The following is a 19,728-nucleotide window of genomic DNA, read 5'->3' as shown; positions in this document are numbered from 1 at the left end:
GTTGCTCACTCTGTCGGAGCTCGCAACCGCCGTGCGCAGAGCAAACAAATGCAGTTACCGCGAGAATCACGCTCCTATGCACGCTTCTGTTTCTCTGCGCCTGGTTCTGATTTTGGGCCTGCTATCGGCCATTGGCCCTTTTGCTATTGATATGTACCTGCCCGCGCTGCCACAAATCGGCAGCAGCCTGGGTGCTCAAGTGGGGGCGGTGCAAGCCAGCCTGACCGCCTTCTTTCTCTCGATTGGCGTGGGGCAGCTGCTTTATGGCCCGGTCTCCGACATGGTGGGGCGCAAGCCGCCGTTGTACTTTGGATTGGCCGTATTTGCTGCGGCCAGTGTGGGCTGTGCACTGGCACCCAGTATCGAGGCACTGGTGGCCTTTCGCTTTGCCCAGGGTCTGGGGGCGGCAGCCTGCATGGCTGTGCCGCGGGCGGTGGTGCGTGATCTGCATACAGGTCATGAGGCCGCACGCATGATGTCGCTGCTGATGCTGGTATTCAGCGTCTCGCCCATTCTGGCGCCGCTGGCGGGCAGTGGCGTGATTGCCGTTGCGGGCTGGCGCGCCGTGTTCTGGCTGGTGGCCGCTGCTGCCGTTCTGGGTCTGATCGCCACTTGGCGCGGCGTGGAGGAAACCCGCACACCTCAGGCGCGACTGGACAGCAGCCTGGGCGGAGCACTCAAAGCCTATTTGAGCCTGCTGCGGGATTGGCATTACCTGGGCCTGGTGTTCATTGGCGGCTGTGCCATGGCCGGCTTTTTTGTCTATCTGGCGGGCTCGCCCTTTGTGCTGATCAATTACTACGGTCTCTCGTCCACCCAGTACAGCATGGCGTTTGCGCTCAACTCCATTGCCTTTATCGGCGCAGCGCAGCTGACGGGGCGACTGGGCCAGCGCTTTGGTCTGGTCAAGGTGGTCAAGGCGGCAGCCTCTGCCTCTGGGGTGACTATGACGGCTTTGCTGCTCTACTACCTCATGGGTGGCGAGCAGTTGATGGTGCTCATTGTGCTGTACTTCATTGCCAGTGCTTTCATGGGGCTGGTGATTCCCACCACATCGGTGCTGGCGCTGGAGGAGCATGGCGAGATTGCCGGCACGGCCTCGGCTTTGCTGGGCACGCTGCAGATGCTGACGGGCGCTGCCGCCATGCAGATCGTGGGTCACTTCTCCAATGGCAAGCCCCTGCCCATGGTGGTCGGCATGGCGCTGGGTGCGCTGGTGGGCGTGGCGCTGACCTGGATCACGCTAGGCAAATCTGCGAGCAAGGCGAGAGCCGCTCATGACTGAGCAGGCAGCGCAGACGTCCCAGGTTTATGACGGCCTGCCGGAGGGCGCACGAGGCAGCGCCATGCTGGTCATCATTTTGGGGCTGACCTTGTCGGTGCTGGACAGCAGCATCGTCAATCTGGCCTTGCCCACCATTGCGCGAGAGCTGCAGGCCAGCTCATCCGTGACCTTGTGGGTGGTCAACGCCTATCAGCTTGCGGGCCTTGTGCTGTTGCTGCCGCTGGCTGCACTGGGCGAGCGCCTGGGCTACCGGCGTATTTACCTGCTGGGCATGGCGGTGTTTGTCATGGCTTCGGTAGCGGCCACACTGGCCAGTTCTTTGGGCACCTTGATTGCGGCGCGCGTGTTTCAGGGCATGGGTGCTGCCGGCATCATGAGTGTGAATGCGGCGCTGGTGCGCCTGACCTATCCGCGTGCCAAGCTGGGCCAAGGCATGGCCATCAACTCGCTGGTCGTGGCGACTTCGTCCATGGCAGGGCCTTCGGTGGCCGCCGCGATCTTGTCAGTGGCCAGTTGGCCATGGCTGTTCGCCATCAATGTGCCCCTGGGCCTGGCGACTTTGTGGATAGGGCGCAAGGCCTTGCCCGTCAACCCTGTGATGAGAAAGGCAGGCGAGCCGATCGCGGCACTGGATGTGCTGCTCAATATTCTGATGTTCAGCCTGCTGTTTCTGGGCGGGGAGCAACTGGGCGTGCGTCTTGGCCAGCCAGCGCAGGACGTGGGAGAGAGCCTGATGCCGTCGGGTTGGTGGCTGCTGGGCACCGGAGTGCTGGTGGGCATCGTCTACCTGCGCCGTCAGTGGCATCAGGCGACGCCCCTGTTCCCTGTGGATCTGCTGCGCATTCCCGTCTTCCGTCTGTCGATGTGCGGCTCGGTCTCGGCCTTTTGCGCGCAAATGCTTTCCTTTCTGGCCTTGCCGTTTTTGCTGCTGGAAGTCAGAGGGCTATCGCCGATGGAGGCCGGCATGCTGATTACGGCCTGGCCTCTGGCCACCATGCTGACGGCCCCCGTGGCGGGCCGCCTGATTGGCAAATATCCCGATGGACTGCTGGGTGGCATTGGCATGGCCATGTTTGCTTGCGGCCTGTGGCTTCTGGCGGCCATGCCCGCCGATGTGGCGCACTGGGATATGGTCTGGCGCATGTTGCTGGCCGGTAGCGGCTTTGCGCTGTACCAGTCTCCCAACAATCACACCATCGTTACGTCGGCTCCCATGTCGCGCAGCGGAGCGGCGGGCGGCATGCTCAGCTCTGCGCGCATGACGGGGCAGACGTTGGGGGCCGTAGTGCTGGCGACGATCTTTGCCATCTCGGGCGGGCATGGTGGCGATGCCGAAGTGCTGGCACTGGCTGTCGCTGGTGGATTCGCAGCAATGGCCGGCATTTTCAGCGTGCTCAGAGTACGCACTGCCTCAGTGAACTGAATAGATGTGGAATTGGCTTCGATCCATTGCACAGCAATGGATCGAAGCTATCTATTTTGATGGGGCGGCAGTGGATCTTCCAAAGCAAGACGCCTGGGGGCCAGAGTGTCAGCAGTCATCTGTGGCCGTTTGGGCTGTATGGCTCATCTCGTGTGATGGTGCAAGTTCATTGCAGGCGGAAGTCCTCCCTGTCAAAGAGCCGCGAAGCCATCAAGAGACTGGCATTACGACGCGCCGGTCACTGCTTTACATTTGATTAATATTGTCAGCGCACAATGTTGACAAGTTCTTTAGTTCAGACTGCCCCACGTATGAAGATTGACCAGCCCGCTTCGCTGAGCCCGCGCCGAGAGGCGCATTTTTCTTGCCCATCCAGTTCAAGCCGGCCAAGTCATCGCCAACAGCGCTGGACGCTGGCCATGGGGGCCATGCTGATTGCAGCGGCGCTGGGAGGCTGCTCCAAGCCTGAGGTAGAGCCCAAGGGGCCGCCCAAGTCCGAGCCCCAGGTCGGAGTCGTGACACTCCAGCCTCAGAATCAGCAGCTGGATGCCAGCTTGCCGGGACGCACGCGTGCTTTCATGACTGCGGAGGTGCGGCCTCAGGTCTCGGGCATCATTGAGCAGCGCCTGTTTACGGAAGGCGCGATGGTCAAGCGAGGCCAGCAGCTCTACCAGATTGATGCGGCATCGCTGCGCGCGGCTGAGGCCAGTGCCAAGGCTGCTGTCGCCAAGGCGCAAGCCAGTCAGCGTACGCTCGCGGCCACCGCACGGCGCAATGCCGAGCTGGTCAAGATTGATGCCATCAGCAAACAGGCTTTCGATGAAAGCCAGGCTGCAGCTGCTCAGGCGGCGTCGGACGTGGCTGTAGCTATGGCCAATCTGGAGACGGCACGCATCAACCTCAAGTACAGCCGCATTGAAGCGCCGATTGCCGGGCGCATTGCACTGTCTGCCGTGACGCCGGGTGCGCTGGTCACGGCCAATCAGGCTGCAGCGCTCACCACTATCGTGCAGTTGGATCCCATGTATGTGGACTTCACCCAGTCCAGCACCGAGCTGATGCAGCTCAAGCGCGATCTGGAGTCGGGGCGCTATCAGAAGGTCGAGGGCGACAAAATTCCCGTGCGCATTCAACTCGACGATGGCAGTGACTATCCGCACCCGGGCAAGCTGGCTTTCGCGGGCGTGATCGTCAACGACACCACGGGCACATTGACGCTGCGCGCCGAAGTGCCCAACCCGGAGGGTCTGCTGATGCCTGGCATGTATGTGAAGGCGCTGCTGCCCACGGCACTGGCTGCGGATGCCTTGTTGGTACCCCAGCAAAGTGTGACCCGTGATCTGGCGGGCAAGCCCAATGTGATGGTGGTCAACGCCGAGGATGTTGTAGAGAGGCGCCAGATTGAGGTGGACCGGGCTGTTGGTGCCTTCTGGCTGCTCAAGTCCGGTCTGCAGGCGGGAGAACGCGTCATGGTGGACGGCTTTCAGCGTGCCAAGAGTGGCGACAAGGTCAAGCCTGCAGAGGTGGACCTGAAGGCCAGGGCCGAACGCAAGAGCGTGCGTGGCGAGCCACCGGCTCAGGCCACAGCGGGTGAGCCGGCTGCGGCAGCTGCCAAGCAATAAGACAGGGCGCGCACATGGCTCAGTTTTTTATCAATCGGCCCATTTTTGCCTGGGTCATCTCCATCATCATCATGCTGGCCGGGGCGTTGTCGGTATCGACACTGCCTTTGGAGCAATACCCTGACATCGCACCACCACGTGTGACGATTTCCTCGCAGTACACCGGCGCTTCTGCCGAGACCGTGGAGAACTCGGTGACACAGATCATCGAGCAGCAGATCAAGGGCATCGACAACATGCTCTACATGAGCTCGACCAGTGACGCCTCGGGCCGCTCGCGCACGACACTGACCTTTGCTCCCGGCACCAATATCGATGTGGCCCAGGTGCAGGTGCAAAACAAGCTGCAGTCGGCCCTGAACCGATTGCCCGATGCCGTCAAAAGCCGTGGCGTGTTCGTCAACAAGGGCGGTCAGGACTTTCTGGTCACCTACAGCTTTTATTCGCTGGACCCTGCTATTACTGCGGTGGATATCGGCGACTATCTGAATAGCAATCTGGTTGATGTGATTGGCCGTCTTGAAGGCGTGGGTGACATCAACGTCTTTGGCTCACCATACGCCATGCGTATCTGGATGGATCCAGCCAAGATGGAGAAATACGGCCTGATGCCCTCCGATCTGGTGTCTGCGCTGAACTCCCAGAACGCGCAGGTTTCTGCCGGCCAGCTGGGTGCCTTGCCCGCCGTGCAGAACCAGCAGCTCAATGCCACCATCACAGCGCGCACCAAGCTGCAGACGCCCGAGCAGTTCCGCGCCATTGTGCTCAAGTCGGCTACCGACGGGTCGGTGGTGACCATGGGCGATGTGGCCCGCGTGGAGCTGGCCGCTGACAACCTGAATGTCCAGGCCAAGCTCAACGGCATGCCTGGCGCCGGTATGGGCGTGATTTTGGCGGACGGTGCCAACGCCATGCAGGTTGCCGATGAAGTGGCCGCCAAGCTGGCCGAGCTCAAGCCCTACTTTCCCAATCAAATTGACTACTTTGTGAGCTCGGACTCCACGCCTTTTGTGCGGGCGTCGATTCAGGAAGTGGTCAGTGCCCTGGGCGAGGCCATGGTGCTGGTGGTGATCGTGATGTTCATCTTCTTGCAGAACTTCCGCGCCACCCTGATACCGGCCATTGCCGTGCCTGTGGTGCTGCTGGGCACGTTTGGCGTGCTCTCGGTGGCCGGTTATTCGATCAACACGCTGACGATGTTCGGCATGGTGCTGGCCATTGGCTTGCTGGTGGACGATGCCATCGTGGTGGTGGAGAACGTAGAGCGTGTGATGCACGAGACGGGCAAATCCCCCAAGGAAGCCACGCGCCAGTCCATGCGGGAAATTACCCCTGCGCTGGTGGGCATCGGCGTGACGCTGTCGGCCGTGTTCATTCCCATGGCCTTTTTTGGCGGCTCGACGGGCGTGATTTATCGCCAGTTCTCCATCACGATTGTGGCAGCCATGGCGTTTTCGGTGTTTGTTGCGCTGACGCTGACTCCTGCTTTGTGCGCCACCTTGCTCAAGGCTCCTGAGCATGGTGGTCATGGCTCGGAAGGTCATGAAGCGCAGGTGCGCAAGGTTCGTTCCGGGCTGCTGGGACTCAATGACCGTTTCTTCAACTGGTTCAATCGCAATTTTGAGCTGACGGCCTCGCGTTATCAGGGAAGCGTGGCTTATATGCTGCGCCGCTCCAAGCGCATGATGCTGGTGTTTTTGGCGATCTGCGCCGCGGTATGGCTGCTGATGGCTCGCTTGCCCACATCGTTTTTGCCCGATGAGGACCAGGGCTTTGTCTATGTCAGTGTGAATCTGCCATCGGGCGCTTCGGATGCCCGCCTGCAGCAGGTGCTGGATGACGTGCGCAGCTACCTGCTCAAGCAGCCCGAAGTGATCAGCTTCAATCAGGTCTCGGGCCTCAATGGCGACCAGAGTTCGGCACGCGGCTTTGTGCGCCTCAAGCCCTGGTCTGAGCGGCCCTTGCCCTCGCAAGCCTCGATTGCGGTGGCGCACCGGGCAACCAAGGAGCTGGGGGCCGCGATTGCCGATGCACGTGTGTTTGTCATGAACCCGCCTGCCGTGCGGGGGCTAGGTGCCAATGCCGGATTCAATTTCATGCTCAAGGACATCAATGGCATGGGCCACGATGCCTTGTTAGCGGCCAGCAAGCAGGTGGAAGACGCGGCGCGCAAGAGTCCCGAGCTGAGTTCGGTGCGTGTGACCAACCTGGAAGATGCCAGCGAACTGCGACTCGATATTGACGATCGCAAGGCCGCTGCACTGGGGCTTTCGTACACCGACATCAACAGCGTGCTTTCCAGCGCCATGGGCGGCACCTATGTGAACGACTTCTTGAACAATGGCCGCGTCAAGCGTGTCTATATTCAGGGCGATGCACCACACCGCATGCTGCCCCAGGACATTGCCAAATGGACGGTGCGCAACAAGAGTGGCGAGATGGTGCCTTTCGGGGCGTTCTCGCGCAGCTACTGGGCCTATGGCTCTCCGCAGCTGATGCGCTACAACGGCGCGCCCGCCTATGAGTTCATTGGCAGCGCAGCACCGGGTGTGAGTTCGGGCGTCGCGATGAAGAAGGTCGAAGAAATCCTCAAGCAACTGCCACAGGGTATTGGCTATGAGTGGACCGGTGCATCGTTGCAGGAGCGCCAGTCCGGCGACCAAGCTCCCATGCTGTACGCCATCTCGATCCTGTTTGTGTTCCTGTGCCTGGCAGCGCTGTACGAGAGCTGGACCGTGCCTTTGTCCGTAATGCTGGCCGTTCCGCTGGGGGTGGTGGGCGCACTGCTGGCCACCTATACGCGAGGCCTGAGCAATGACGTGTACTTCCAGGTGGGTCTGCTGACCACGGTGGGGCTGGCCTCCAAGAACGCGATTCTGATCGTGGAGTTCGCCGTGCAGTTGCAGGAGCAGGGCAAGAAGGTGTTTGACGCCACGGTCGAGGCCGTGCGCCTGCGTCTGCGCCCGATTTTGATGACTTCGCTGGCCTTTGGTTTTGGCGTGATTCCGCTGGCCATCGGTACCGGCGCGGGTGCGGGCGGGCGCAATGCCATTGGAACGGCTGTGCTGGGCGGAATGATGGCGTCCACGGTGCTGGGCATTTTCCTGGTGCCCGTGTTCTTTTTGCTGATTCGCAGCTGGTTCAAGAGCCGCTCGCGCAATGACGAAGTGCCCGCAGTCAACAAGGAGAGCGCAGCATGAGGCGCCTGAACAAGAATCTATCCGTGGCCACGGCCATTTCAATGGCCGCTTTGCTGGGCGGATGCAATCTGGCTCCTGCCCACAAGACGCCAGTGCTGCCTGTGCCCGAAACGGTTTCTGCCAATGGCCCTGCTGTGCAGGCCAGCGATGCGGCCTTGCAGCAGGCGCAGGCTTTGCAATGGCTGCAGTCGCCACAGTTGCGTGAGGTAGTGGCGCTGGCGCTGAGCAACAACCGTGACCTGCGCATTGCACTGGAGAACATCGAAAAAGCGCGAGCCCAGTACGGAATCACCAGAGCCGATCTGTTGCCGGGCATCACCGCTCAGGCGCAGGGCAGCCGTACGCGCACGGCCGGTGATTTGACGACGGCAGGCCGCTCCAGCATCACTGAGCAGTATTCGGCCCAACTGGGCTTTGTCAGCTATGAGCTGGACCTGTGGGGTCGCATTCGCAACCTCAGTGAGGCATCGCTGCATCAGTTTCTGCAAAGCCAAGACAACCAGCGCAATGTGCAGATCGGCCTGGTCGCCGATGTGACCACGGCCTGGCTGACGCTGGCCGCCGATCAGGCACGCCTGCAATTGGCCAAAGACACGCTGGACAGCCGCATCAAGGCTTTCGAGCTCACGCGCAAGATGCATGAACTGGGGGCTATCTCGGGGCTGGTGCTGGCACAGAACCAGACGACAGTGGATACCGCACGCGGCGATGTAGCCAGCTATACCTCTCAGGTCGATAAGGCTCGAAACGCCTTGCAATTGCTGGTGGGGGGGGCAGTCCCAACTCAGCTGCTGCCAGATGCCCAGACCCTGCTGGGTCCACAAGAGGTGGCGGCCCTGAAGGCGGTGTCTGTTCCCTTGCCGTCGGCCGTGCTGCTCAAGCGCCCCGATGTGCAGGCGGCCGAGCGCAATCTGCGCGCCATGAATGCCAATATCGGCGCGGCCCGTGCCGCGATGTTCCCCAGTATCAGCCTGACAGCCAGTGTGGGAACGGGCAGTAATGAGCTCGATCGCCTGTTTGGCAACAACAACCAGACCTGGAGCTTTATCCCCCTGGTCAAGCTGCCGATCTTTGACGGAGGCCGCAACCGCGCGGCGGTGCAGGTGGCCGAGAGCAACCAGCGCATTGCCGTGAGCCAGTATGAAAAGTCCGTGCAGACGGCCTTCAAGGAGGTGGCTGACGTGCTGGCCGATCGTGCTCAGTGGGGCGAGCGCCTTTCAGCCCAGACCAGCATGGTGGCCAATACACAAAAGGCGTTTGATTTGTCGAATGCCCGCTTCAAGGCTGGCGTTGACAACTATCTGGCGGTGCTGGATGCGCAGCGCAGCCTTTATGCGGCCCAGCAGACCTTGATTGCCTTGCGCCTGTCGGAGCAGCTCAATCGAGTGACTCTATGGAAGGCGCTGGGTGGGGAAGAAGAGGGTGATCCGCAGGGTTGATGCCCATGCCCTGAACTCAAGCCGCAGCTCGAAAGGCTGCGGCTTTTCTTTTTTTGATAGCTGAGTTCACTTGCCTGGAAAGCGATTGAGGCTGATTTTTATGTGAATTTCTGACGATGTCCCAGTCAGGGCATCTTGAACAACAGACTCACTTGCAGCCGGAACAAGGCGCTGGCATCCATAGGCAGCTCGGGGTGGATAACGGCGTTATTCATCATGACCAGCCAAAAAGGGGCGAGCAGCAACTCGGGGTGCTGCAAAAGCTCGGGAGCTTTCAACTCTCCGCGCTCGTGCGCGAGTCTTGCGAGCCGTCCAAAGTGCTCGATCAAGGCATCGTTGACGTAGCGGCGATACACCTGAGCGAGAAGCGGAAACTCCAGACCTTCGGCAGCAACTAGGCGCGCTGTGGCAGAGCGCCCGCTGCTGTCGATCACATCGGCTGCCGCGCCGACTGTGCGCAGCAGATATTCGCCAACGGCCTCGTGCTCTTGCATGGGGCTCGATTGCAAGGCCACAGCAGCCGATGCGATGTGAGTCTGTATGACGGCCTCGAACAAGGCCTCCTTGCTGTCGAAATAGCGAAACAGTGTGACTTTGGACAGGCCGGCACGCTGCGCCACCGAGGCTGTGGTGCCACGCGCGTAACCATGCTCGAGAAACTCTTGGAAGGCTGCCTCGACGATGGTGCGACGCGTGGCCTGGGTCTTTTGTGGGCTGGGCCCGCGTGTCTTGCGCTTAGGGCGTGGGGTGTCTGGTTCGGTCATGGGCACGAAAGCTCAAGAGGGCACAGACTCAGGCTCGCTGAAAAGACGTGGAATCTTGAATTGCTTCGATTGCAGATTCACGATCGTCGCAGGCGCTCTGAGCTGCAGCGGTGCAAGGTTGAAAAGTGAAGATTCAAGCGGTGCGATGCAGCACTTTCTTAAAACAGTATTCGTTCGTTGCATTCTGGCTGCTGGGCTGGCCTGACTTGATGAAAACAATATGGGGTAAACCCTTGAGATTAAAAAATCCCCATGCTGAGCCCTGCAGCCAGTGCCTGACCCAGTTCCGCGCAGCGTTGCAATTCGGAGGCTGAAATCTGTTTGGGCGCCTGGATGGCTTCAGGCGTTTGGGCGTGGGTGCAGACGATGATTGGCTCGGCCACGGCCTTCAGTCGCCAGCCAGCGGCAATGCGTTCTATCTGGCGGGCCGCATTGTGCCCATCGCTGCCTGCACAGATAAGGCTTGCATAGGGGCGGCCCTCTATCCGGTCAAGTGCGCCGTAATAACTGCGGTCAAAGAAGTCTTTCATCAGGCCGCTGATGCAGGCCAGGTTTTCAGGTGTAGCAAACACATAGGCCTGTGCTTTGAGCAAGTCATCAGCGCTGGCGTTGCTGGCATGAAGAAGGCTCACCTTGACGTTTTTCTCTTGCTGGGCGGCCAAGGCGGCAGCCTGTGCCATCTGCAAGCTGCCACCAGTCATGGAGTGATAAATGATCAACAAAACAGGGTGTTCGGACATGACCGATACAGAGGGTGTCAATCCCGCAAGTAGAGGAAAAAAGTGCTCATGGACGTTACTTCATCATATCGATGTTGTCAAAAACATACATGGCGGCAAAAAGATTCTGATGCTTCGATAGAGCTAAGTGCTGACAAAGATTGACATTTGTCAATCTTATGGGGTTGCTGCTGCTCTCAATTTAGAAGCGTTAATGCAATATTAGATAAGCATGTGCATATGATTTGCGAGGTAATTGAGGCGCCAGTTGAACAAACCTCAGGGTAAGCACTGAGCACGAATTTTCTTGGGTTTGTAGGAATGGTCTTACAAACTATGGCGCTATCTGTTGTCAGTAACGAGACGCCACTTTCCAACTTGTAACGATTGACGCCAGCTATCTCATTGATGCGGACTCTTGTGTTTTTGGTATGTCGCAATCTGCACTTCCACCAACCTTAAGCAAGCGAAGAAGCTCTCTCGCATTGCTGGCTCTTGCCTTGGGAGTTGGCGCAGGCCTGTCGGCGGCGGATGCCATTCAAAGCCAGCAGGAGACTCGCATTCAAAGTCTCTTGCACGCGAATGCGGACTCGGCCACTCGACTGCTGGAGCAGCGCCTGGAAACCTATGGGCAACTGCTGGTCACTCTGGCCGAGCAGTTGGGGGGTGTGGAGCCGCTCAGTCAGCAGGTGTTCTCCGAGCACGCTCATAGCCTGCTCAGCCAGTTGCATCTTGAAGGCCTGCAACTGCTGAGCCTGACCCGCGCCGTAGCGGAGGATCAGCAGGCCGACTTGGAGGCTCATGCCCAGGCTTTCGAGGTCGCTTATGTCTGGCCGCTAGTCGGCAATGAAGCCATTGTGGGTACGAACGCCCGCCAGCCGTTGCCAGCCTTTCACTCACTGATGGCGACCTGGAACTCCAGACAGATGTCAATGTCGGGCCCATTTCGCTTTTTGCAGCTTCCAGGCAGCCCCGAAGGTGTCATTCTGCGCATGCCTTTGTTCCGTGCGGAAAGTCGCAGAGGCTCGGGCGGTCGCTTGCTGGGTACGGTCAATGCCCGGATTCGCGTCAGCGAGCTGGCATTCAGGCTGCAGCCTCGTGAGGGCTATCCTCAGGTGGCGATGCGCATGTTGGACCTGGGGGCCGTTCAGTCGCAGAAAAAGCCGCTGTTCAGTGACGCCGGAACCGGTGCAGTCAGTCCGGCGCAATCTGTGCAGACGCTGTTCTCCAATGCAGGGTGGCGAAAAGGGGAACGCAGTCCTGGTTTTGAAACCCAGCCCCTTGTGGAGCGGCAACTGCAAGTGCATGACCGTATCTGGGCACTGCAGTTCAAGCCTGGGCTTGAAAGCCTGACGGCGCTGGAGCGAAGCCTGCCCTGGTTGATTCGAGTCTTAGGGTTGCTGCTTGGCTTGGCGGGTGCCGCATGGGTGGGCGGCTGGTGGCAGGAGCGCAGCGCAGCACGGAGGCCAAGACGCCGGGGCAGTGATGCCCGCTTTCACGCCATGTGCGAGCAGGCTGCCATGGGCATTCTGGAGCTGGATGTCACAACACGCTGCGTGCTCAAGGTCAACACCCATTTTTGCCAGATGCTGGGCTACGAGGTGAATGAGGTTCGCAAGCGCAATGCGCTAGAGCTGGTCATGCCTGACGACCAGCTTCATTGTGCGCAACTATTCTCCGGGCTTGACGCGCAGCAGTTTCAGCATGGCACGGCGGAGCTTTGCCTGCGCGCAAGGAGCGGCCAGCCGGTCTGGGTGGAGCTCAATGCCTTTCTGAGCGGGGCACCCCAGGCGAATCGACTGCAAGTCCTGGTGCAGGACATCAGTGCCCGCAAGCAGCTGCAGCAGGCAGAGCGCGTGGGCTATCTGCAGATGCGGGACCTCATGCAAAGGCTGCCGTTGGGGCTGGTGATGGAAGAAGGTGGTCACCTGGTGTACTGGAACGAAGAGTTTGTGCGCCTTGCCGGACACGGGTGTCAGCAGCCTTTGAGCATCGAGCAATGGTGGGGGCTGATGTATCCTGACCAGGCTGAGCGCGAACGCTGCATGCAGCGCTGGGAAATGGTCAAGGCCCAAGCGCGGCACAGTGCACAGGCCTTGCGCCTCCAGCAGCCGTTGGCTGAAGGAGGTCTGTGCGAGGGCTCTTTGCCGGATATTTCCGGCTGTGGCGTGGCAAGCTATAGCTTTGAGTTCAAGGGCAAGGACGGCGCGCGCAGACCCGTCGCAGTCAGTGCCGTGATGCAGGCCAACGCTTGTCTTATCGTGCTGGAGGATCAAAGCCAGCGCATGGCAGCCGAGCAGGAAGTGCGCAGACTGGCTTTTCATGTTGCCCTCACAGGCCTGCCCAATCGTCGCTTGCTAGCTGACCGGCTTCAACAGGCCCTCATTGTGGCGCAGCGCAGAGCACGCCTAGGCGGCGTGGTGTTGGTGGATATTGATAACTTCAAGGCCTTTAACGAGGCCTATGGCCTGGAGCAGGGCGATTTACTGCTCCAGGCAGTGAGTCACCGCATTACCGATCTGCTGCCCGCCGGTGCCACCATCGGTCGTCAGGGGGGAGATGACTTTGTGCTGCTGCTCAGCGATCTGGGAGGAGATGCCGTGACAGCGGCAACCCGGCTGGAGCAGGACGCGGCACACTGGCTTGCTCGCCTGAGCGAGCCGATTGCCATTGGTGAGACTTCGCACACCATCACGGTTAGCATGGGTCTGGGCCTGGTGGGGGAGCCAGAGCTTGGAGCCAAGGAGGTTTTGCGCCGCGCCGAAATGGCCATGTATCAGGCCAAGAGTCTGGGGCGCAATGTGTGCTGCTTTTTTGACCCCCAGCTGCAGTCCGCGCTGCAGGAGCGCCGCTCACTGGAGCAGGACATGCGCGCCGGTCTGGATGCGGGGGAGTTCGAGCTTTTTTACCAGCCACAGGTGGAGTCCGGCAGCGTGATCGGGGCCGAGGGCTTGCTGCGCTGGAAGCACCCGCAGAAAGGCTTTGTGCCGCCGGGGCAGTTCATTCCTCTGGCCGAAGAAACCGGCGTCATCCTGCCGCTCGGTGACTGGGTGCTGCAGGCGGCTTGCAGGCAGCTTGCTAAGTGGGCACATCATCCGCGTTATGCGCAGCTGGTGCTGTCTGTCAATGTCAGTCCCAGGCAGTTTCACCAAGCGGGCTTTGTGGAGCAGGTGCTGAAAGCCCTGGCCGAGCATGGAGCCGATGCTAGCCGTCTGAAGCTGGAGCTGACCGAGAGCATGCTTATCTCCGATGTGGACGACACCATTGCCAAGATGGCGCGCTTGAAAGCCTATGGCATCGGCTTTTCACTCGATGACTTTGGTACGGGCTATTCCTCGTTGTCCTATCTCAAGCGCCTGCCTCTGGATCAACTCAAGATCGATCGCAGCTTTGTGCGCGATGTGCTAACCGATCCCAACGATGCCGCCATTGCGCGCACCATTGTGGCCTTGGCCAAGAGCCTGGGTCTGCACGTCATCGCCGAAGGTGTGGAGACACAGGCGCAAAGCCGTTTTCTGGAAGGTATTCGCTGTCATGCATGGCAGGGCTATCTGATGAGCCCGCCCGTGCCCGTGCATGAGTTCGAGGCGCTGGTCATCAACGGCAATGTGCCGGGTACGGCCGCTCCTTCACTCAGCCCGGTGTCCATGCGCTGAAGTTGCTCTTTAGAATGCCGGCTTTTGACCGAGCCAGAGATGCCAGTGCCTGAAATCAAGACCATGCTGCTATTTGCCCTGACTGCCGTGGCGGAGATCGTGGGCTGCTATCTGCCCTGGTTATGGCTCAAGCAGGGTGGCAGTGCCTGGCTGCTGCTGCCGGCTGCGGCCAGTCTGGTCTTGTTTGTCTGGCTGCTGACCTTGCATCCCTCGGCCTCGGGGCGCATTTATGCGGCCTATGGTGGGGTTTACGTCAGCGTGGCCTTGATCTGGCTGTGGCTGGTCGATGGCGTCAAGCCCAGCGCCTGGGATATGGGGGGGGTGGCAGTCTGTCTTATGGGGGTGGCCCTGATCGCCTTCCAGCCACGTGCCTGAGGTGCAGTCTATTGCCTGAATTTTGAGCAAAATTGGCCTTCAGCCCTTACCAGGCAAGCGCGAGCAGCTATGGTTTGTGTATGTGGTCAATCTTGGCAGAGAAGGCTGAAGGCCGCGTTATGATTCCTGTCTGTTAACGGTTGCGAGCAAGGATTGGGTTTTCTCAAGCTTTGCACCTGCGCAACCGCTTTTGCCGTTCCCCGTATTCAAAGCCTTTGCAGGCCCGCTACTAGACCGACACTGACACCGTGCGCCTGAATTCCATCAAGCTCTCCGGCTTCAAATCCTTTGCCGAGCCCACCAATTTCATTCTGCCGGGGCAGATGGTCGGCGTGGTCGGGCCCAATGGTTGCGGCAAGTCCAACATCATGGACGCGGTGCGCTGGGTACTGGGCGAGAGCAAGGCCAGCGAGCTGCGTGGCGAGTCCATGCAGGACGTGATCTTCAACGGCACCACGCATCGCAAGCCATCGAGCCGCGCCAGCGTGGAGCTGACCTTTGACAACAGCGATCACCGCGCGGGCGGCCAGTGGGGCCAGTTTGGCGAAATCGCCGTCAAGCGCGTGCTCACGCGCGAGGGCAATAGCAGCTACTTCATCAACAACCAGGCCGTGCGTCGTCGCGACGTGCAGGACGTGTTCCTGGGCACGGGCCTGGGTCCGCGTGCCTACGCCATCATCGGCCAGGGCACGATCAGCCGCATTATCGAGTCGCGCCCCGAGGAACTGCGCCTGTTCCTCGAAGAAGCGGCGGGGGTTTCCAAGTACAAGGAGCGTCGTCGTGAGACGGAAAACCGCCTCTCGGCCACGACCGAGAACCTCACCCGTGTGGAAGACATTCTGCGCGAGCTCAACGCCAATCTGGACAAGCTGGAAAAGCAGGCCGAAGTTGCGGCCAAGTACAACGGCCTGAACGCACAAGTCACGCTCAAGCAGCACCAGCTGTGGTTCATGAAGCGTGCCGAAGCCGAGGCCGAGCAGGACCGTGTGCGCGTGGAAGGCCTCAAGGTCGTCAACGAGCTTGAAGAGCGCATGGCCGATATCCGCAACAACGAAAGCGGGCTCGAGACCCTGCGCCAGGCGCATTATGACGCCAGCGATCATGTGAACCAGGCGCAAAGCAAGCTGTACGAGGCCACGGCCGAGGTCGGAAAACTCGAAGCTGAAATCCGTTACGTGGTGGAAGGCCGCCAGCGCGTGCAGCAGCGCCTGCAGCAACTGGCCGAGCAAATTCTGCTGTGGAGCAGCCGCAGCCAGGAGGCGCAAGCCGAACTTGAAGACATTGAAGGCGCAGGCATGGACGCCGAGGAGCAGGCTGAAATGCTGGCCGCTCAGCTCGAAGAGCAAAGTGCCCGTCTGCCCGATTTGGAAGAGGCGCTGCACAAGGCGCAGAAGGCGGATGCCGACCAGCGCAACTCCGTTGTGCAGGTGCAGCAGCAGATTCAGGTGCTGGCCGCCGAGCAGCGCAGCTTGGATGAGCAGCGCCGCCAGTACGAGACCCGATTCGAGCGCCTGCGCGCCGATCGCAATGCGCTGGAAACGCCGGATGAGGCGCGACTGAACAATCTGCAGGCCCAGCTGGCCGAGGCGCAGGAGCTGGCCGAGATGGCCGATGCCGTGCTTGAAGAGCTGCAGGAGTCCGTACCGCAGCTGGATGAAGATCGCCGTACCCAGCAGCAGGCGGTGAACGCCGAAAACAGTCGCCACGCTGATTTGTCCGCGCGCCTCGAGGCCCTCAAGGCCTTGCAAGAAAAGGTCAAGACAGATGGCAAGCTCCAGCCCTGGCTGGCCAAACATGGTTTGGATGGCTTGCAAGGGCTGTGGAGCCGTATTGCCATTGAAGGCGGTTGGGAAAACGCACTCGAAGCCGCGCTGCGCGAGCGACTGGGCGCGCTGGAAGTAGGCCGCCTCGATATGGTGCGCGGATTTTTGGGCTCGGGCGGGCAGGATGCGCCGCCAGCGCGTCTGGCATTTTTCAGTCAGGCCCAGGCCGCATGTGCAGCGGCAGCGAGCCGCTTTTCGCGCCTGAGCGATCTGCTTAAGGTCAATGACGCAGGTCTGCGCGCCGTGTTAGTGGACTGGCTGACCGGTTGCTACACCGCTCCAACATTAGACGAGGCCCTGACCAAGCGTGCCGAGTTGCAGGCTGGCGAGACCATTTATGTCCCCACTGGCCACGCCGTCACCGCGCACAGCGTGACGTTTTATGCGCAGGACTCCGAGCAGTCTGGCCTGTTGGCCCGCGCGCAGGAAATCGAGCACCTTGAAAAAGAAGTGCGTGCCCAGGCGCTGATTGCCGAGGAGTCACGCTCTGCACTGGTACGGGCCGAAAGCGCCTATGCCGATGCTTCGCAGCGTTTGGTGTCTGCGCGCCGTGAGGCCACCGAGTCACAAGGCCGTGCCCATGAACTGCAGGTCGAAACCTTGCGACTGTCGCAGCTGGCCGAGCAGGCGCGCGCCCGCAATGCCCAGATTTCGGCCGACCTGTCCGAGGTCGAAGCCCAGCTCTCCGATATTGAAGAGCGCAAGGTCTCTGCCGAGGCCCGCTTTGAAGAGCTGGACATGCAGCTGGCCGACAGCCAGGAGCGCCATGCCCAGCTGGGTGACCGCGTGCTGGATGCTGAGCGCCGCCTCAACGAATCCCGTGAGCAACTGCGCGCGCTGGAGCGTCAGGCCCAGGAAGCCACTTTCTCTCAGCGCACGTTGCACGCTCGCCGTGCCGAGCTCTCGCGCACCATTGAGACTGCGAGCCAGCAGGCCAAGTCGCTGGCCGAAGAGCAGCAGCGCGCTCAGGATGAACTGGCCCGCTTGTCCGACGCGGCGGCGCAGGGTGGTCTGCAGGATGCGCTGGACTTGAAGATGCAGCGCGAAAAAGATGTTGCCGAGCGCCGCAGCGAATACGAAGACCTGACCAACAAGCTGCGTGCCAGCGATGAACGCCGTCAGAGCCTTGAAAAGGCGCTGGACCCGCTGCGCCAGCGCATCACCGAATTCCAGCTCAAGGAACAGGCCGCGCGCCTGGGGCTTGAGCAGTACAGCAACTTGTTGACTGAAGCGGATGCCGATCTGGCCGCCGTTGCCCAGTCCATTACCGAGGGCAATGTGCGCCTGCATGGTCTGCAAGGCGAGATCGATCGTCTGCACCGGGAAATTCAGGCGCTGGGAGCCGTGAATCTGGCAGCGCTCGACGAGTTGACGCTTGCACGCGAGCGCAAGACCTTCCTCGATGCGCAGATGAACGACCTCACCAAGGCCATGAACACCCTGGAGGAGGCCATTCGCAAGATCGACGCCGAAACGCGCGATCTGCTCACCGGCACCTTCGATATCGTCAATCGTCACTTTGGCCGCATGTTCCCCGAGTTGTTTGGCGGCGGACAGGCCAAGCTGGTGATCACCGGCGATGAAATTCTGGATGCTGGCGTGCAGGTAATTGCACAGCCGCCTGGCAAGAAGAACCAGACCATTCACCTGCTCTCGGGGGGCGAGAAGGCACTGACCGCGATTGCGCTGGTGTTTGCCATCTTCCAGCTCAACCCTGCGCCATTCTGTTTGCTCGATGAGGTGGATGCGCCGCTCGATGACGCCAATACCGAGCGCTATGCCAAGTTGGTGCATAGCATGAGCAAGGGAACCCAGTTCCTGTTCATCAGTCACAACAAGATCGCCATGGAAATGGCCGAGCAGCTGATTGGTGTGACCATGCAGGAGCAAGGTGTGTCACGAATTGTTGCGGTGGACATGGAGTCCGCCTTGTCCATGGCAGAGTTCTCCTGAACCTTGCCATCCCTATTATTGAAGAACCGTTTTCTCACATGAGTAACTTGCAAATCAGTCTGGCCGTCCTGGGAGTGGTGCTGTTGGCGCTGATCGTTGCCTATAACTCCTGGACTGCGCGTCGCAATGCACCCAAGCGCTCCGAGCCTGAAGAAGAGAGCACGGATCCTCAACGTCACGAGCCCGGCATGAACACCGTGGGTCATGGTGCCGATTTGACCAAATACCAGCACGAGCCTGTGCTGGGTGATTTCGGCAAGGCCATTCCCGGCACCGAGCCCGTACAACTGCCCGAAGCCACAGGTCGCTTTGCCGAGGCGGATGCAGAACTGGCCCGCCTGGTGGCCCGTGAAGCCCATGAGGAAGCCCTGCGTCAGCAGGCTCTGGCCGAGCAGCAGATGCCTGACGCCGCTGTGGAGTCGGCACAGGAGGGCAACACGGCCCAGCGTACGGATGCCGCCATTGCTGCGGTGACCGAGCAGGCGGCGATCGCTCAGCCTGCTGCTGAACCTGTGGAGCCCGTGCTGACCGATGCACCTCTGGCAGTCGCCATTCCTCCCGCGCCGTCTGTGGAGCGTCGTGGTCATCTGGACACGCTCATTGATGCGATTGCGCCTATCACTGTGGCACAGCCCGTGCCGGGTGAAGTGGCGCTGCAGGCCCAGCCCAGCACCCGCCGTGCGGGCAACAAGCCCTTTGCGATTGAAGGCCTGAACCAGGACAGCAAGCAGTGGGAGCCGCTGCAGGCCGGTCAGCGCTATCTGGGCTTTCAGGCCGGTGTGCAACTGGCCAACCGCACAGGCTCGCTCAACGAAATCGAGTTTTCTGAGTTCGTCACCAAGACGCAGCGTTTTGCTGATGCGCTGGGCGCCATGGCCGATGTGCCCAACATGCTGGGCGAGGTTGCCCGCGCCCGCGAGCTCGATCAGTTCGCCAGCGAGCACGATGCCCAGCTGAGCTTTATGCTTCGCGCGCGCCAGGCCTCCTGGAGTGCAGGCTATGTGCAGCAAAATGCTCAGCGTCTGGGCTTTGTGACCACCCCCATGCCGGGCCGTATGGTTATGTCTTCCCCTATTCAGGGCCTGCCACCCGTACTGGTGCTGAACTATGACCCCCAGGCCGCCATGGGCGAAGACCTGGATCAGTCCGTAGTGCGTGAATTCCTGCTCAGCCTAGATGTGGCCCAGGTGCCACGGGGCCAGCAGCCCTTCGTGCGTCTACGCCAGGTGGCCGAGAAGCTTTGCCAGACAATGGACGGCGTGCTGTGCGACCAGAACGGCTATCTGCTGCCGGTGTCGGCGCTGGACCCGATTCAGCATGATCTGGAGCTGCTGTATGACAAGCTCGACAGCGCAGAGCTGTCGGCTGGCTCGCTTCTTGCCAGAAGGCTTTTCAGCTGATATGTCTCCCCCTGAGTCGCTTCGCGCCTTCCCCCAAGGGGGACGGCGGCCTTTGCTGCGGGGCGGCCC

The 19,728-nt window shown here is 60.6% G+C and carries 11 protein-coding genes; 9 read left to right on the top strand and 2 right to left on the bottom strand.

Annotated features, from left to right (window positions below; genetic code table 11):
• Nucleotides 1-76 precede the first annotated feature (76 nt).
• From AC2I9W_RS02540 to AC2I9W_RS02520, 5 genes are all read left to right on the top strand, one after another.
• Nucleotides 77-1,285: a multidrug effflux MFS transporter gene (locus AC2I9W_RS02540; protein WP_486408475.1), complete on the top strand. Its 1,209-nt coding sequence runs from the start codon at nucleotides 77-79 to the stop codon at nucleotides 1,283-1,285.
• Nucleotides 1,278-2,708 carry an MFS transporter gene (locus tag AC2I9W_RS02535; RefSeq protein WP_486408474.1) on the top strand — a complete coding sequence of 477 codons (1,431 nt, stop codon included), beginning with the start codon at nucleotides 1,278-1,280 and terminating at the stop codon, nucleotides 2,706-2,708. The genes AC2I9W_RS02540 and AC2I9W_RS02535 overlap by 8 nt, the downstream gene beginning before the upstream one ends.
• Before the next feature lie 311 nt (nucleotides 2,709-3,019).
• Nucleotides 3,020-4,330 carry an efflux RND transporter periplasmic adaptor subunit gene (locus AC2I9W_RS02530; protein ID WP_486408473.1) on the top strand — a complete coding sequence of 437 codons (1,311 nt, stop codon included), beginning with the start codon at nucleotides 3,020-3,022 and terminating at the stop codon, nucleotides 4,328-4,330.
• Nucleotides 4,331-4,344: 14 nt separating this feature from the next.
• Complete coding sequence (locus AC2I9W_RS02525) at nucleotides 4,345-7,530, top strand: efflux RND transporter permease subunit (RefSeq protein WP_486408472.1); 3,186 nt, start codon at nucleotides 4,345-4,347, stop codon at nucleotides 7,528-7,530.
• Nucleotides 7,527-8,969: an efflux transporter outer membrane subunit gene (locus tag AC2I9W_RS02520; RefSeq protein WP_486408471.1), complete on the top strand. Its 1,443-nt coding sequence runs from the start codon at nucleotides 7,527-7,529 to the stop codon at nucleotides 8,967-8,969. Before AC2I9W_RS02525 ends, AC2I9W_RS02520 begins: the two co-directional genes overlap by 4 nt.
• A gap of 125 nt (nucleotides 8,970-9,094) precedes the next feature.
• Here the strand turns inward: AC2I9W_RS02520 and AC2I9W_RS02515 are convergent, their stop codons facing one another.
• Together AC2I9W_RS02515 and AC2I9W_RS02510 are read right to left on the bottom strand one after the other, a co-directional pair.
• Nucleotides 9,095-9,733: a TetR/AcrR family transcriptional regulator gene (locus AC2I9W_RS02515; protein ID WP_486408470.1), complete on the bottom strand. Its 639-nt coding sequence runs from the start codon at nucleotides 9,731-9,733 to the stop codon at nucleotides 9,095-9,097.
• A gap of 239 nt (nucleotides 9,734-9,972) precedes the next feature.
• Nucleotides 9,973-10,473 carry a flavodoxin family protein gene (locus AC2I9W_RS02510; RefSeq protein WP_486408469.1) on the bottom strand — a complete coding sequence of 167 codons (501 nt, stop codon included), beginning with the start codon at nucleotides 10,471-10,473 and terminating at the stop codon, nucleotides 9,973-9,975.
• A gap of 410 nt (nucleotides 10,474-10,883) precedes the next feature.
• Between AC2I9W_RS02510 and AC2I9W_RS02505 the strand changes: the two genes are divergently transcribed.
• The 4 genes from AC2I9W_RS02505 (at nucleotide 10,884) to AC2I9W_RS02490 (ending at nucleotide 19,659) form a co-directional block, all read left to right on the top strand.
• The gene (locus tag AC2I9W_RS02505) at nucleotides 10,884-14,108 is read left to right on the top strand and encodes a bifunctional diguanylate cyclase/phosphodiesterase (RefSeq protein ID WP_486408468.1); all 3,225 of its coding nucleotides are present in this window, start codon (nucleotides 10,884-10,886) and stop codon (nucleotides 14,106-14,108) included.
• Between the two features lie 39 nt (nucleotides 14,109-14,147).
• Complete coding sequence (locus tag AC2I9W_RS02500) at nucleotides 14,148-14,483, top strand: YnfA family protein (RefSeq protein ID WP_486408467.1); 336 nt, start codon at nucleotides 14,148-14,150, stop codon at nucleotides 14,481-14,483.
• 248 nt (nucleotides 14,484-14,731) lie between these two features.
• On the top strand, nucleotides 14,732-18,259 hold the full coding sequence (gene smc / locus AC2I9W_RS02495; protein ID WP_486408466.1) for a chromosome segregation protein SMC: 3,528 nt from the start codon (nucleotides 14,732-14,734) through the stop codon (nucleotides 18,257-18,259).
• 38 nt (nucleotides 18,260-18,297) lie between these two features.
• Nucleotides 18,298-19,659 (top strand): cell division protein FtsZ, encoded by a 1,362-nt coding sequence (locus tag AC2I9W_RS02490; protein ID WP_486408465.1) that lies wholly within the window; start codon nucleotides 18,298-18,300, stop codon nucleotides 19,657-19,659.
• The last annotated feature ends 69 nt before the right edge of the window (nucleotides 19,660-19,728 follow it).

The sequence above is a fragment of the Comamonas sp. FUJ_7 genome, from assembly GCF_057369555.1.
This window is presented reverse-complemented; position numbering and strand designations above follow the sequence as displayed.

What these genes read in the sequence shown, in the direction of transcription:
- AC2I9W_RS02540 (WP_486408475.1), top strand. Translation starts at nt 77, where the DNA reads ATGCACGCTTCTGTTTCTCTGCGCCTGGTTCTGATTTTGGGCCTGCTA.
- AC2I9W_RS02535 (WP_486408474.1), top strand. Translation starts at nt 1,278, where the DNA reads ATGACTGAGCAGGCAGCGCAGACGTCCCAGGTTTATGACGGCCTGCCG.
- AC2I9W_RS02530 (WP_486408473.1), top strand. Translation starts at nt 3,020, where the DNA reads ATGAAGATTGACCAGCCCGCTTCGCTGAGCCCGCGCCGAGAGGCGCAT.
- AC2I9W_RS02525 (WP_486408472.1), top strand. Translation starts at nt 4,345, where the DNA reads ATGGCTCAGTTTTTTATCAATCGGCCCATTTTTGCCTGGGTCATCTCC.
- AC2I9W_RS02520 (WP_486408471.1), top strand. Translation starts at nt 7,527, where the DNA reads ATGAGGCGCCTGAACAAGAATCTATCCGTGGCCACGGCCATTTCAATG.
- AC2I9W_RS02515 (WP_486408470.1), bottom strand. Translation starts at nt 9,733, where the DNA reads ATGACCGAACCAGACACCCCACGCCCTAAGCGCAAGACACGCGGGCCC.
- AC2I9W_RS02510 (WP_486408469.1), bottom strand. Translation starts at nt 10,473, where the DNA reads ATGTCCGAACACCCTGTTTTGTTGATCATTTATCACTCCATGACTGGT.
- AC2I9W_RS02505 (WP_486408468.1), top strand. Translation starts at nt 10,884, where the DNA reads ATGTCGCAATCTGCACTTCCACCAACCTTAAGCAAGCGAAGAAGCTCT.
- AC2I9W_RS02500 (WP_486408467.1), top strand. Translation starts at nt 14,148, where the DNA reads ATGCCAGTGCCTGAAATCAAGACCATGCTGCTATTTGCCCTGACTGCC.
- AC2I9W_RS02490 (WP_486408465.1), top strand. Translation starts at nt 18,298, where the DNA reads ATGAGTAACTTGCAAATCAGTCTGGCCGTCCTGGGAGTGGTGCTGTTG.